Annotated in this window: 15 protein-coding genes; 8 read left to right on the top strand and 7 right to left on the bottom strand. The window is 71.6% G+C overall.

Annotation, left to right across the window (positions count from 1 at the left end):
• Positions 1–93 precede the first annotated feature (93 nt).
• The gene (locus ACIPV1_RS12985) at positions 94–795 is read left to right on the top strand and encodes an SDR family oxidoreductase (RefSeq protein ID WP_111086110.1); all 702 of its coding nucleotides are present in this window, start codon (positions 94–96) and stop codon (positions 793–795) included.
• A gap of 16 nt (positions 796–811) precedes the next feature.
• On the opposite strand, the gene ACIPV1_RS12980 is transcribed toward ACIPV1_RS12985, so the two are convergent.
• From ACIPV1_RS12980 to ACIPV1_RS12970, 3 genes are all read right to left on the bottom strand, one after another.
• Entirely contained in the window at positions 812–1,561 is a 750-nt protein-coding gene (locus tag ACIPV1_RS12980) for an SOS response-associated peptidase (protein WP_194648504.1), read from the bottom strand.
• A 117-nt stretch (positions 1,562–1,678) separates the two neighbouring features.
• The gene (locus ACIPV1_RS12975; protein ID WP_402726557.1) at positions 1,679–2,305 is read right to left on the bottom strand and encodes a hypothetical protein; all 627 of its coding nucleotides are present in this window, start codon (positions 2,303–2,305) and stop codon (positions 1,679–1,681) included.
• A 3-nt stretch (positions 2,306–2,308) separates the two neighbouring features.
• Entirely contained in the window at positions 2,309–3,001 is a 693-nt protein-coding gene (locus tag ACIPV1_RS12970; protein ID WP_123937500.1) for a hypothetical protein, read from the bottom strand.
• A 225-nt stretch (positions 3,002–3,226) separates the two neighbouring features.
• Here ACIPV1_RS12970 and ACIPV1_RS12965 point away from each other — a divergent pair, with 225 nt between their 5' ends.
• The 3 genes from ACIPV1_RS12965 to ACIPV1_RS12955 are packed head-to-tail and all read left to right on the top strand — an operon-like array spanning position 3,227 to position 5,036.
• On the top strand, positions 3,227–3,652 hold the full coding sequence (locus tag ACIPV1_RS12965) for an organic hydroperoxide resistance protein (protein ID WP_123293624.1): 426 nt from the start codon (positions 3,227–3,229) through the stop codon (positions 3,650–3,652).
• Between the two features lie 9 nt (positions 3,653–3,661).
• Positions 3,662–4,048: a YchJ family protein gene (locus tag ACIPV1_RS12960; protein ID WP_402726556.1), complete on the top strand. Its 387-nt coding sequence runs from the start codon at positions 3,662–3,664 to the stop codon at positions 4,046–4,048.
• 34 nt (positions 4,049–4,082) lie between these two features.
• Positions 4,083–5,036, top strand: a complete 954-nt coding sequence (locus ACIPV1_RS12955) for an SDR family NAD(P)-dependent oxidoreductase (protein WP_402726555.1) — start codon at positions 4,083–4,085, stop codon at positions 5,034–5,036.
• Between the two features lie 26 nt (positions 5,037–5,062).
• On the opposite strand, the gene ACIPV1_RS12950 is transcribed toward ACIPV1_RS12955, so the two are convergent.
• Complete coding sequence (locus ACIPV1_RS12950; protein ID WP_402726554.1) at positions 5,063–5,929, bottom strand: shikimate dehydrogenase family protein; 867 nt, start codon at positions 5,927–5,929, stop codon at positions 5,063–5,065.
• 58 nt (positions 5,930–5,987) lie between these two features.
• Between ACIPV1_RS12950 and ACIPV1_RS12945 the strand changes: the two genes are divergently transcribed.
• Positions 5,988–6,995: an iron-siderophore ABC transporter substrate-binding protein gene (locus ACIPV1_RS12945; protein WP_123293627.1), complete on the top strand. Its 1,008-nt coding sequence runs from the start codon at positions 5,988–5,990 to the stop codon at positions 6,993–6,995.
• A 145-nt stretch (positions 6,996–7,140) separates the two neighbouring features.
• Here ACIPV1_RS12945 and ACIPV1_RS12940 read toward each other — a convergent pair whose 3' ends face one another.
• Positions 7,141–7,545 (bottom strand): DUF1304 domain-containing protein, encoded by a 405-nt coding sequence (locus ACIPV1_RS12940; RefSeq protein ID WP_123293628.1) that lies wholly within the window; start codon positions 7,543–7,545, stop codon positions 7,141–7,143.
• A 60-nt stretch (positions 7,546–7,605) separates the two neighbouring features.
• On the opposite strand from ACIPV1_RS12940, the gene ACIPV1_RS12935 reads away from it, so the two are divergent.
• Genes ACIPV1_RS12935 through ACIPV1_RS12925 form a run of 3 tightly spaced genes read left to right on the top strand, consistent with a single transcriptional unit; the run spans position 7,606 to position 9,481 of the window.
• Positions 7,606–7,941 (top strand): chorismate mutase, encoded by a 336-nt coding sequence (locus tag ACIPV1_RS12935; protein ID WP_123293629.1) that lies wholly within the window; start codon positions 7,606–7,608, stop codon positions 7,939–7,941.
• Positions 7,938–9,059, top strand: coding sequence for a lactonase family protein (locus tag ACIPV1_RS12930; protein ID WP_402726553.1), 1,122 nt, complete (start codon positions 7,938–7,940; stop codon positions 9,057–9,059). The genes ACIPV1_RS12935 and ACIPV1_RS12930 overlap by 4 nt, the downstream gene beginning before the upstream one ends.
• Positions 9,041–9,481 carry a GNAT family N-acetyltransferase gene (locus ACIPV1_RS12925; protein ID WP_323742903.1) on the top strand — a complete coding sequence of 147 codons (441 nt, stop codon included), beginning with the start codon at positions 9,041–9,043 and terminating at the stop codon, positions 9,479–9,481. Before ACIPV1_RS12930 ends, ACIPV1_RS12925 begins: the two co-directional genes overlap by 19 nt.
• Positions 9,482–9,494: 13 nt before the next feature.
• On the opposite strand, the gene ACIPV1_RS12920 is transcribed toward ACIPV1_RS12925, so the two are convergent.
• Positions 9,495–10,415 carry a 2-hydroxyacid dehydrogenase gene (locus ACIPV1_RS12920; RefSeq protein ID WP_402726552.1) on the bottom strand — a complete coding sequence of 307 codons (921 nt, stop codon included), beginning with the start codon at positions 10,413–10,415 and terminating at the stop codon, positions 9,495–9,497.
• 16 nt (positions 10,416–10,431) lie between these two features.
• On the bottom strand, positions 10,432–12,813 hold the full coding sequence (gene purL, locus ACIPV1_RS12915; protein WP_243650153.1) for a phosphoribosylformylglycinamidine synthase subunit PurL: 2,382 nt from the start codon (positions 12,811–12,813) through the stop codon (positions 10,432–10,434).
• Positions 12,814–12,833: the final 20 nt, after the last annotated feature.

Below are 12,833 nucleotides of genomic sequence, written 5' to 3'. Positions count from 1 at the left end.
GTGATCCGGGCCTCCCGTCGTCGTGCCGTGGTCGCGTCCGACGCACGCCGTCACGCGGGGCGGTGCGGCTCCGCCGCTCGCTAGCCTCGGAGGATGAGCGACCGACCCACCGCACCCGGCCGACCCACCGCGATCGTGACCGGTGGGACCAGCGGCATCGGACGCGCCGTCGTCGAGGAGCTCCGCCGGACCCACGAGGTGATCGCCGTCGGGCGTGACCGCGTGCGGCTCGACGAGGTCGGGGCGCTCGACCACGTCACCGCCGTGCAGCTCGACCTGACCGACGCCGCCGGGTTCCCGGCCTTCGCCGACTCGGTACCGGAGCTCGACGTCCTGGTGCACAACGCAGCGATCGTCGAACGCCTGCGTGTCGAGGACGCCCGCGCCGAGGACTGGCAGCGCGCCTTCGCCACCAACGTCATCGCGCCGGCCGAGCTCAGCCGGGTGTTCCTGCCACACCTGCGCCGGGCCGCCGGGTCGGTCGTCGTGATCAGCTCGGGTGCCGCGCGACGGGCCGTGCCGAACAGCACCGTGTACTCCGCGTCGAAGCACGCGCTGCAGGCCGTCACCGACGGGCTCCGCCAGCAGGTCAGCGCCGACGGGATCCGGGTGAGCACCGTCGCGCCGGGACCGACCGACACCCCGCTCGCGCACACCGGCGATCGGTACGGTCCGGCCGACCCCGACGTGGTGCGAAGCGAACCGTCGACCGTCGCCTCGGCCGTGCGGTTCGTGATCGACGCCCCGCGGGACTCCCAGATCGCCGAACTGTGGGTGCGCCCGAGCGTCGAGTAGGGCGGCGTCTCGCTGGCTACGCCACCGGTTCGATGAGCTGCGGGCCGTCGTTCTTCACGCTGTTCACGGTGCGGGCGACCTCGTACTGCTCCAGGCCGGCCGCGACCGTCAGCGACTCGTGGTCGAGCAGGGCCAGCAGGTCGTCGGTGCCGAGGCCCCCGGCGCCACCGGTGCCGCCGCCGAGCCAGTCGTCGTAGCCGTCGGGCGTCAGGAACGCCGGCATCCGGTCGTGCACCTCACCCGGGGCCACGTGGGCGTCGCGGGTGATGATCGCCAGCGACAGCCGCCACTTGTCCGGGTCACCCTCGGGCTTGGTCGGGTCCGGCCAGGCACTCACGACCCCGGCCATCGCCAGGGCACCGCCGGGCTCGTGCACGAAGTGCGGCTCCTTGCCGTCCTCGCGCACCACCCACTCGTAGTAGCCCTGCGCCGGCACGATGCACCGGTTCGTCGCGAAGGCCCGCTTGAACATGCCGCTCGTCGCGACCGTCTCGATGCGGGCGTTGATCGGCTTCGGACGCTGCTTCTGGAAGTCCTTCGCCCAACTCGGCACGAAGCCCCAGCTGATCTGCGGCAGCTCGCGTTCACCGTGCCGTTGGCGCACCGCGGACACGGGGTCGGTCGGGGCGACGTTCCAGCTCGGCACCAGGCCGGTCCCCACGACGCCGGTGTCCTGGTCGACGTGCTCGGTCCGGCCGGCGAGCTCACCGAGGAGCTCGGGCAACAGATCGGCCGTGGTGTCGGAGACGACGAACCTTCCACACATGCGCCCAGTGTGCCCCGTGCCCCCGACAGTCGCGCGGGCGGTGTCGTTCCCCTGCCCCGTATCCCGCTTCGTGAGCAGAAATGGTCGGGTCCCGTCACTGGACCCGACCATTTCTGCTCACGAAGTCGGGCCGGCGGGGACCTCGAGCGGCTCGGCGGCCTCGGCGGCGACCCGGGCGCGTTCGGAGCGGCCGAGGCGGACGACGTACTCGGGCAGCACGAGGACGTAGAGCCCGACGGACACCACGGGCCACCAGGGCGCGACGTCGAGCAACGGGCCGGCACCGACGGCGGCGACCCCTGCCCCCAGCAGCGGGGTGACGCGGGCGAGCGTCCCGATCAGGCCGCGGCGGAGCAGGACCGTGTCGGTGCGGACCGCCTCGCGGTCCTCGGGTGCAACGGGGCATGGTCGCCGCTGCAGGTACGGCTGCACCGAGGTCCGCACCGAGTTCTGCCACGAGGCCCGCACCTGCCGCCCGTTGATCGTCGCCGAAGGGTCCGGCGGGCGCCGCGTCGAGAAGCACGCGAACGTGAGCAGGCCCACGCCGGCCGCCAGCAGCACGATGGCCGCCACGCTGCGGAGCGGAGGCTGTGCCGTCCAGCCGAGCCGGGCCTCCAGGGCGAGCATGCCGACCAACGCGACCACGGCCGCTGCGCCGGACCACGCTGCTGCGCGGCGGACACGACGTGGGTCCAACACGTCGTCGACGTGCCGGAAGAAGATCCGCCAACCGAGTGCGAACACGGCTCAGTCGCCCGGCAGCGAGAGCTTGCTGCCCTTCGGGGTGCCGGGCCGGCCGCGGGCGGGCGGTGCCGGCGGGACGGGCGGGAGGGCCTCGGCCTCGACGCGCAACTGCTCCTGGCGGCCGAGGGTGCGGATCCCCATAACGCCCGTGCCGCTCGAGAAGACGAGCCACATGGACCACACACCGAGGAACACGATCATCCGGTCGGCGTCGACGGGGAACGTGAGGACGAAGACCACCGTGCCGAGGACGAGACCCACCCAGCTGGCGAACTGCAGGAACGAACGGGTGGCGAAGCGGACGATCTGGTCGCGGCTCTCCAGCAGACCGTGGAGCACGGCATCGCGGTGCTGCGGGTCCACCGCCGGAGGGTTCCTGCCGTAGTAACGGGCGATGGCCTCTTGCGTGCGCCAGCCGATGCCCGGGATCGGTGGGACGGCCCATCCCTTCGGACCGACCGGCGTCAGCGATGCGCCGAAGCACCCGAAGCCGGCGGCCACCACGACCGCGACGACGACACCGGCGGGACCGGGAACGGGGTCGTCCAGGCGGTCCAGGAGCACGCCGACGAACAGCAGCACGACGAACGCGGTCGCCGCGACGATCGCGCCGACGACCACCATGCGTCGGCGGATGCGCTCACCGATGACCTCGGGCAGTCGCTCCCGGTACACCTGCCACCCGATCTTGAACACGTGTCATGTCTACCGGGTTCGGGGTGTCGTGGGCCGGGTCGGCGGTGCATCGAGTGAGCAGAAGACGACGGGTGCGGTGATGTGACCCGTCGTGTTCTGCTCACTCGGCGGTGTGGGCACGCGCGCCGCGGACACGCCCGGCGGCGCGGGCACGCGCTGGCGCCCGGCCCCGGCACCCCGGGCACGCGCAGCACACGTCCAGGTGGGCGCGATGACCTCGGCTCCATGAGTCTCGACATCGTCTACACCGCAGCCGCCCACGCCACCGGAGGCGGCCGCGACGGGCACGTCCGCAGCGAGGACGACCGGCTCGACCTGGACACCCGACCGCCGAAGGAGATGGGCGGCAGCGGCGAGGGCACCAACCCCGAGCAGCTGTTCGCCGCCGGGTACGCCGCGTGCTTCCTCGGTGCGCTGCACGCCGCGGGCAAGGAACTCGACCTCGACACCACCGGCGCCGAGGTCTCCGCCGAGGTCGGCATCGGCGGCGCCGGCAACGGCACCTTCGGCCTGGCGGTCGAGCTCGACGTCTACGCACCGGCCGCCCCGCAGGAGCAGCGCCAGCGCCTGGCCGAGCGTGCGCACGAGATCTGCCCGTACTCGAACGCCACCCGCGGCAACATCACCGTCGCGCTGTCGATCGTCGACTAGCGTTCCGGCGTGGTCACCGACGAGACGCGCTGCCCCTGCCTGAGCGGCAACCCCTACGGCGAGTGCTGCGGCCCCCTGCACCGCGGCGCGGCCGCGCCGACCGCGGAGCGCCTGATGCGCTCACGCTTCAGCGCGTTCGCCCTGGGACTGCCGGAGTACCTGCTGCTCACCTGGCACCCGCGCACCCGTCCGGCAGCCCTCGAGTTGGACGCGTCCCAGCGCTGGACCCGGTTGGACATCCTGACGACGACCTCGGGAGGCCCGTTCGACTCCCAGGGCACGGTCGCGTTCCGCGCGTGGTGGCGTACCGACGACGACCGCGGGACGCTCGAGGAGACGAGCGCGTTCGTCCGCGAGCAGGGACGATGGTTCTACGTGGACGGTGTCGTCACCTGACGGGTCCGCACCACGCCAGCTGACAGGAGTCGACATGCCCGCACGCGACCTCACCCGCTTCGGCGGCCGGACCACGGCCGCCGAGGTCGTCGACGGCCTCGACCTGACAGGACGCACGGCGATCGTCACCGGCGCCGCGTCCGGCATCGGGGTGGAGACCGCCCGAGCACTCGCCGGAGCCGGAGCACGCGTGACGCTCGCCGTGCGGGACGTCGACGCCGGCCGCCGGGTCGCGGACGACATCGCCCGGTCGACGGGGACGGACGCACCGGCCGTCGTCGAACTGCACCTGGACCGCCCGGGCTCCGTCGAGGCGTTCACCGCAGCGTGGTCGGGGCCGCTCGACGTCCTCGTCGCCAACGCCGGCATCATGGACGCGCCCGAGTCGTACACGCCCGCCGGGTGGGAGGCGCAGTTCGCCACGAACCACCTCGGGCACTTCGCCCTCGCGCTCGGGCTGCACGACGCCCTGGCGGCCTCGGGTTCGGCCCGCATCGTCTCGGTGTCGTCGAGCGGCCACGGCGGTTCGCCCGTCGTGTTCGACGACCTGTTCTTCCGCCGGCGCCCCTACGAACCCGGACTCGCCTACGGCCAGTCGAAGACCGCGAACGTGCTGTTCGCCGTCGCTGCCGGCCGGCGGTGGGCCGCCGACGGCATCACCGCGAACGCCCTGATGCCCGGCGGGATCTGGACCGGGCTGCAGAAGCACTGGGACCCGGAGGTCCTCGCCGCCACGAAGATCGCCGCCGCCGACGCCGTGAAGACCCCCGAGCAGGGAGCCGCGACCTCGGTCCTGCTCGCCACCGCACCGGAACTCGACGGGATCACCGGCCGCTACTTCGAGGACTGCCACGAAGCAGCGGTGGTCGAGCGGATCGAGGACGGCCTGCACGGCGTGCTGCCCTGGGCGCTCGACCCTGACCAGGCCGACCGGCTGTGGGACGTGTCCGTCGCCCTGCTCGACGCCGAGGCGCGGACCCGCGGCTGACCGCGGGTCGCCGGTGTCGTCGTCGGCTAGCTGCTGATGACGGCGGGCAGGCCGACAGCCGAGCGCATCGCACGACGGACGGCGGCCTCGTCGGGCAGCAGCTCGTCCTCGTCACCGGTCAGGAAGAAGCGGATCTGGCCGATGGCCTGCTCGGTGAGCATGTCGAGACCGTTCAGCACGCGGCCGCCGGCGCCCTCCCAGCGGCTCGCTGCAGCGGTCGGCCACGGCTCGTAGGCGACGTCGAACAGCACGGCGTCCGACCCCGACGGCACCAGCTCGAGCGGGTCGGCCGCGCCGCCGGGAAGCGTCGACAGGACGAACCCGTGGCGGGTGCCGGGCAGGTCGGTGAGCGGCAGGACCTCGAGCGAGACGCCGAGCCGCACGGCCAGCTCCACGAGCGACCCGGCCTTCGCGGTGTCGCGCAGGAACACCCGCACGAGCGACGCCCCGAGCCGCACGGCCGCGGTCAGGGCGCTCGCCGCAGTCGCCCCGCCGCCGAGGATCGTGGCCTCGCCGGGCAGGTGCCCGAGGGCCTCGACCGGACGGACGAGCCCCTGGACGTCGGTGTTCGCGCCCGCGCGGACGATGCTGTCGCCCTCGTGGCGGAACGCCACCGTGTTGGCGACCCCGAGCTCGTCGACCAACGGGGTCGTGCGGTCGAGGAGCGGCAGCACCTCGCGCTTGAGCGGCATCGTGAGACTCAGCCCGCGCCATCCGGGACCCAGCCCCGCGACGAACGCGTCGAGCCCGCCGGACGCGACCTCGTGCCTCCCGTACGACCACCCCAGCCCGAGCGCGTCGTAGGCCGCTTCGTGGAGCGTGGGGGAGAGCGAATGCGCGATGGGGGAGCCGAGCACCGCGAGGCGCGTGCGGTCTGGATCTGGGACGGCCACGATCACCCAGCCTATCCAGCTGATTTCCTGTACGCCCCGTTAGGTTAGGCTACCCTTCGTGATCCGCTCATCCCTTCGTCTCCGACGTGTCCTCGCCGCTGCGGGTGCCGTCGCCGCAGCCTCCCTCGTCCTCGCCGGCTGTGCCTCGGGCTCCGGCTCGTCCACCGACACGGCTTCGTCCGGCTCGTCCGACGGCGCCTTCCCGGTGTCCATCACGACCGGCCTCGGCACCACGACGATCGACTCGCAGCCCAAGCGCGTCGTCGCACTCGGCTGGGGTGACGCCGAGACCGCGCTCGAGCTCGGCGTGCAGCCGGTCGGCGCGAGCGACTGGCTCGCCTTCGGTGGCGACGGCGTCGGACCGTGGCTCAAGGACGCGTACACGAAGTCGCCGAAGATCATCCAGACGCTCGAGCCGAGCTACGAGGACATCCTCAAGCTCAACCCCGACCTGATCCTCGACGTGAAGTCGTCTGGTGACAAGGACCGGTACGACAAGCTGTCCGCGATCGCGCCGACCGTCGCGATCCCGAAGGGCGGCGAGAACTACCTCGCCTCGACCGAGCAGCAGACCACGATGATCGCGAAGGCGCTCGGCAAGGAGTCCGAGGGCAAGAAGCTGCTCTCCGACCTCGACGATGCCTACGCCACGGCGCGCAAGGCGCACCCGGACTTCGAGGGCAAGACCGCCGTCGTCGGTGCGTACAGCTCCGAGGGCTTCGGGGCGTACGCCTCCACCGACAGCCGCTCGTCGTTCATGAAGAACCTCGGGTTCACGATCCCGTCGGCCATCGACAAGGAAGCCGGCAAGGCGTTCTCCGTCACGCTGTCCGACGAGAACCTCGACCTGCTCGACGCCGACCTGACGCTGGTCCTGCCGATCTACGTCGACGCGTCGAAGGCCGAGGCCGACCCGCTGTTCCAGAAGGTGCCGTCGGTCGAGGCCGGTCACTACATCGTCTTCGACGACAAGGACGTGTCGTCGGCGTTCTCGATGGGCACCACCGCTGCGATCGAGTGGGCGCTCGACAAGCTGCCGGCCCAGTTCGAGGACAAGCTCGGCTGACCTGGCCGGTCTTCACCCGCGAAAGCGACAGGGTGCCGCCGAACTTCGGTGGCACCCTGTCGCTTTTGCGTGGCGGGGCTGACGATCTGGTCGAGACGGCTCAGATGGCTCAGATGGCTCAGACGGCTCAGACGGCTCAGACGGCTCAGACGGGGAAGCTCGAGCCGAGCAACGCGAAGAGCAGGGCGATCAGCGGGAGCGTGCCCTGCTTGAACGCGGAGTTGACGTACTTGCGGCCGGAGCCGACCAGGATCACCGCGGCGCCGAGCATGCTCGCGGTCGAGAACACGACGAGGGTCCAGCCGGTCGCGGTGTTGCCCGCCAGCACCAGCACGACACCGAGGATCGCGCCGATCGCCAGGAACAGGTTGTAGAACCCCTGGTTGAACGCGAGGGAGCGGGTCGCGTCGGCCTCGGTCTCGGTCGCGATGCCGAACACCTTGCGGGCGCGTGGACTCGTCCAGATGATGGATTCGAGGAACCAGATGTACACGTGGACGAGGCCAGCGAGGACCGCACACACGCCCGAGATCACGAGCAAGACCGACATGTGCTCATTCTCGCAGGCGTCGGCGGGGTTCGGCTGCGCGTCCGCCAGTAGGCTCGGGGCATGAGCGACGACGTCACCCCGCCCGAGCCCGAAGCGACGGCCGAAGCGACGGCTGTCGCCGAACTCCGGAGCATCCGGCAGAGCATCGACAACATCGACGCCGCCGTCATCCACATGCTCGCCGAGCGCTTCAAGTACACCCAGCGAGTGGGGCACCTGAAGGCCGAATCGGGCATGCCCGCCGCCGACCCGGACCGCGAACAGATCCAGGTCGCACGGCTCCGGAGCCTCGCCGCCGAGGCGCACCTCGACCCCGCCTTCGCCGAGAAGTTCCTCAACTTCATCGTCGCCGAGGTCATCCACCACCACGAGCGCATCGCCGGACGCGACGAATGAGCGTCGACCTGCCGACCCTGCTCGTCGGTTCCTACACCGCCACCGGCGGCGGGAACGCGACCGGCATCTCCCTGGTCGACGGCGGGGCTGCCCGCGCGGGCGCGGGCGCTCGTACGGTCGCGGTCGCTCGTACCGTCGCGGTGCTCGACGATCCCTCGTTCCTCGCCGTGTCGGGCGACCGTGTCTACGCCGTGTCCGAGACGAACGACGGCGGCGTCTCCGCCTTCCGGATGCAGAACGGCGCGCTCGAACACCTGTGGGACGCCTCCGCCGGCGGTGACGCCCCGTGCCACCTGCGGGTCGACCCGTCCGGGGCGCTCATCGTCACCAACTACGTCTCCGGCACCGTCACCGCCGTGTCCCTGGCGGCGGCCGAGTCGTTCTCCGCCTCGGTCCTCGCGAGCGACGGCGTCGTCCTGCCCGCAGACGGCGTGCACGGCCGAACCGACCGGCTCGCCGTCCCCGCCTCGGCCATCGCCGTCGCGACCCTGCCCGCCGCCACCGGCCCGGTGCAGGACCGGCAGGATGCGCCGCACGCGCACCAGTCCGTCGCGACGCCGGACGGCACGGTGCTCGTCGCCGACCTCGGTGGCGACGCGCTGCACGAGTTCCGCGTGACCGTGTCGGCCGACGGCGTCCCCACGCTCGAGGCGCTGCGCGTGCACCACGTGGCGCCCGGCGTCGGCCCGCGGCACCTGGCCTGGTACGCAGGCGACCTGTTCGTCGCCGGTGAGCTCGACGGCGCGGTCCACCGACTCCGCCGCGACGAGTCCGGCTCGCTCGTGACGATCGCCTCGACCCCGACGTTCGAGGGTGCGGTGGGGGAGTCGCTCCTCAGCCACATCGAGGTCGACGACGCCGGACTCGTCATCGTCGCCGTCCGTGGCCGCGACCTGATCGTGGTGCTCGACGCTGCCGACGACGGGCTCGCGCTCGTCGGGTCCGCGTCGTGCGGGGGAGCCTGGCCGCGGCACTTCGCCCGGGTGCCGGGGTACGTGCTCGTCGCCAACGAGCGGTCGGACGCCATCGCCGTGCTGCCGATCGGTGCCGACGGTGTGCCGGGCGAGGCCGTCGAGCAGATCGCCGTCGGGACCCCGACGTGCATCGTCCCGCTCTGACCGTGACCGAGGTCGACCCGTACACCCTGGTCGTCGGGGCACCGCCGCTGACGGACTACCTGCGTCTGCGCCAGGACTCCGGACTCTCACCGAAGAACGCCGAGCAGGGCGCCGGGGCGATTGCCGGCAGTTGGTCGGCGTGCCACGTCGTGGACGCCGGCGGCACACCGGTGGCAATGGGCCGGACGATCGGCGACGGCGGGTGGTACTTCCACATCGCCGACATCGCCACCGATCCCGACCACCAGCGCCGTGGGCTCGGACGCCGTGTGGTCGAGTGGCTGCTCGAGGACGTCCGCGACCGAGCACCCGCCGGGGCCTACGTCACGCTCGTCGGGGATCCGCCCGGTCAGCGGCTGTACCGATCGCTCGGGTTCGACGACGTCGCGCCGAGTCTCGGCATGGCACTCCGACTGGACTGACGCCGACAGGTCGCTAGCGCTCGATCAGGTTCTCGAACGGGCGACCCTCGGCCAGCGCGGCGACCTGCCGACGCATCAGCTCGATCGACCGCGGGACGCTCAGGTCGGTGTTGCCCCCGACGTGCGGCGTGAGGACCGTGTTCGGCGTCGTCCACAGCGGGTGGCCGTCGGGCAGGGGCTCGGGGTCGGTGACGTCGAGCGCCGCGAACAGACGCTCGGACTGCAGCTCCGCCACCAGCGCATCGGTGTCGACGACCTTGCCACGGGCGACGTTCACCACCAGGGCGCCGTCGGGCAGCGCGGCCAGCAGCTCGGCGTCGACCAGCCGTTCGGTCTCGTCCGTCAGCGGCGCGATGAGCACGAGGACGTCCGTCGTCGGTGCCAGCTCGGGCAGCTCGCCGAACGCGTGCACGTGGCGACCGTCCTGGTCGCGAGCGGTGCGGGCCACCACGGTGACCTCGGTGCGGAACGCCTCGAACCGGGTGGCGATCGCCGACCCGATCGCGCCGTAGCCGACGACCGTGACCCGGCGGTCGGCCAGGGAACGGGTCTTCCGGGCGTCCCAGACACCGTTGGCGCGATCGGCCTGGAACGCCCCGAGTTCACGCAGCGAGGTCAGCGCCAGGCCGACGGCGAGCTCGGCGGTCTCGTCGTCGTGGATCCCCCGACCGTTCGCCAGCTGGGCGTGACCGGGCACGTGCGGCACCGCGTGCTCGTAGCCGGCGCTCGGCAGCTGCAGGAGCTCGAGCGCCGGCAGGCCGTGCACGAACTGCCAGCGGTGCCGTCCACCGAAGTAGAACGGCAGGAACGTGATGGCGACGTCGTCCGGGCGACCGTACGGCGCCTCGACGTCCCACACGTCCAGCTCGATGCCGTCCGGCACGGGGCCGAACCGGTCGACGAGCTCCGCGAAGGGCAGGGTGACGATGGGCACGCGGTGTCCGCCGGGCCTAGGAGTCCGTGCGCGGCGAGAACGCACCGTCGGAGTCGAGCGGCCCACGGCCGACGTACCCCTCGGTGACGTCCTCGACGATCACGTCGCCGAAGCGGGCCGGCAGCGTCGCGTTGTGCGTGCCGCGGAGCTCGTCGAGCGTCGCCGTGAACGCACCTTGGACCTCGAGCGCGTTCGACGTGGCGTCGGTCACGCCGATGCGCAGGACCGGGAAGCCCCGACCGTCGCACAGGCCCTGGAAGCGGACGTCGTCCTCGCGCCGGACGGTCACGATGACGCGACCGGTCGACTCGGAGAACAGCGCGGTCGCCGTGTCGACGCCGTCGCGGGACTCGAGCTCGTCGAGGACCACGCGGGCGCCGAGGCCGAAGCGGAGCACCGACTCGGCGAGCGACTGGCCGAGGCCACCGTCCGCCAGGTCGTGCGCACTCGTCAGCAGCTGCTCGCCACTCGCTGCGAAGAGCAGCTCGGCGAGCTCCTTCTCGCGACCGAGGTCCACCGCCGGCGGACGACCGCCGAGGTGTCCGTGCACCGTGCCGGCCCAGGCCGAACCGTCGAGCTCGAGGCTCGTGGTGCCGAGCAGGTAGATGTTGTGGCCGTCGTCCTGCCAGCCCGACGGGACGCGCTTGGCGACGTCGTCGATGACGCCGAGCACACCGACGACCGGGGTCGGGTGGATCGGGGTCGAGCCGGTCTGGTTGTAGAACGACACGTTGCCGCCGGTGACCGGGATGCCGAGCTCCATGCAGCCGTCGGCCAGTCCCTCGACCGCCTCGGAGAACTGCCACATGACCTCGGGGTTCTCGGGGGAGCCGAAGTTCAGGCAGTCGGTGACCGCGGCGGGGACGGCACCGGTGACGGCGACGTTCCGGTACGCCTCGGCCAGGGCCAGACGCGCGCCCTGCTTCGGGTCGAGCTGGCAGTAGCGGCCGTTGGCGTCGGTGGCGATGGCGACACCGAGCCCCGTTTCCTCGTCGACGCGGATCATGCCACCGTCGTCGGGGAAGGACAGGGCCGTGTTGCCGAGCACGTAGGTGTCGTACTGGTTCGTGACCCAGTTCTTCGACGCCAGGTTCGGCGAACCGAGCAGGCTGAGGAACTGCGCCTTGAGCGCGGGGCCGTCGGCCGGACGGTCGAGCGAGGCGGCGGAGTCGGCCTGCAGCGCGTCGATCCAGGTCGGGTAGGCGACCGGGCGGTCGTAGACCGGGCCGTCGACGGCGACGGTGCGCGGGTCGACGTTGACGATCTCTTGGCCCTGCCAGTCGATGACGAGACGGCCGGTGCCGGTGACCTCGCCCAGGACGCTGGTCTCGACCTCCCACTTGCCGACCACGGCGAGGAACTCGTCGAGCTTGTCGGGGCGGACGACCGCCATCATGCGCTCCTGGCTCTCCGACATCAGGATCTCTTCGGCCGTGAGCGTGGGGTCGCGCAGCAGGACGTCGTCGAGCGAGATGTGCATGCCGCCGTCGCCGTTGCTCGCGAGCTCGGACGTGGCGCAGGAGATACCCGCGGCGCCGAGGTCCTGGATGCCCTCGACCAGTTCCTTCTGGAACAGCTCGAGGCAGCACTCGATCAGGACCTTCTCGGCGAAGGGGTCGCCGACCTGGACGGCGGGACGCTTGGTCGGGCCGCCCTCGGTGAAGGTGTCGGACGCCAGGATCGACGCGCCACCGATGCCGTCGCCACCGGTGCGGGCACCGAACAGCACGACCTTGTTGCCGGCTCCGGACGCGTTCGCCAGGTGCAGGTCCTCGTGCCGCAGGACGCCGACCGCGAGGGCGTTGACGAGCGGGTTGCCCTGGTACACCGGGTCGAAGTAGGTCTCGCCGCCGATGTTCGGCAGGCCGAGGCAGTTGCCGTAGAACGAGATGCCACCGACGACGCCGTGCACGACGCGTGCGGTGTCCTCGTGGTCGATCGCGCCGAAGCGGAGCTGGTCCATCACGGCGACCGGGCGGGCACCCATCGAGATGATGTCGCGGACGATGCCGCCGACGCCGGTCGCGGCGCCCTGGTACGGCTCGACGTAGGACGGGTGGTTGTGCGACTCGACCTTGAAGGTCACCGCCCAGCCGTTGCCGACGTCGACGACACCGGCGTTCTCGCCCATGCCGACCATCAGGTTCTTCGTCATCTCCGGCGTGACCTTCTTGCCGAACTGACGGAGGTAGTTCTTCGAGGACTTGTAGGAGCAGTGCTCGGACCACATGACGGAGTACATCGCCAGCTCACCCGAGGTGGGGCGGCGGCCGAGGATCTCCTTGATGCGGGCGTACTCGTCCGGCTTCAGGCCGAGCGCGTCGTACGGCTGGTCCTTGTCGGGAGTCGCAGCGGCATCCTGCACGGTGTCGGGCTTCGGGCGCACGTAAGTCGTCACGGTGTTGTCGTTCCCTGTCA

Origin of the sequence: Curtobacterium sp. NPDC089991, assembly GCF_044748425.1 — a bacterium.
In the GTDB taxonomy this organism is placed as follows: Bacteria; Actinomycetota; Actinomycetes; order Actinomycetales; family Microbacteriaceae; genus Curtobacterium.
This window is presented reverse-complemented; position numbering and strand designations above follow the sequence as displayed.

Coding starts and splice junctions, on each gene's coding strand:
- ACIPV1_RS12980 (WP_194648504.1), bottom strand. CDS start 1,561: ATGTGTGGAAGGTTCGTCGTCTCCGACACCACGGCCGATCTGTTGCCC.
- ACIPV1_RS12940 (WP_123293628.1), bottom strand. CDS start 7,545: ATGTCGGTCTTGCTCGTGATCTCGGGCGTGTGTGCGGTCCTCGCTGGC.
- ACIPV1_RS12985 (WP_111086110.1), top strand. CDS start 94: ATGAGCGACCGACCCACCGCACCCGGCCGACCCACCGCGATCGTGACC.
- ACIPV1_RS12965 (WP_123293624.1), top strand. CDS start 3,227: ATGAGTCTCGACATCGTCTACACCGCAGCCGCCCACGCCACCGGAGGC.
- ACIPV1_RS12935 (WP_123293629.1), top strand. CDS start 7,606: ATGAGCGACGACGTCACCCCGCCCGAGCCCGAAGCGACGGCCGAAGCG.
- ACIPV1_RS12930 (WP_402726553.1), top strand. CDS start 7,938: ATGAGCGTCGACCTGCCGACCCTGCTCGTCGGTTCCTACACCGCCACC.
- ACIPV1_RS12955 (WP_402726555.1), top strand. CDS start 4,083: ATGCCCGCACGCGACCTCACCCGCTTCGGCGGCCGGACCACGGCCGCC.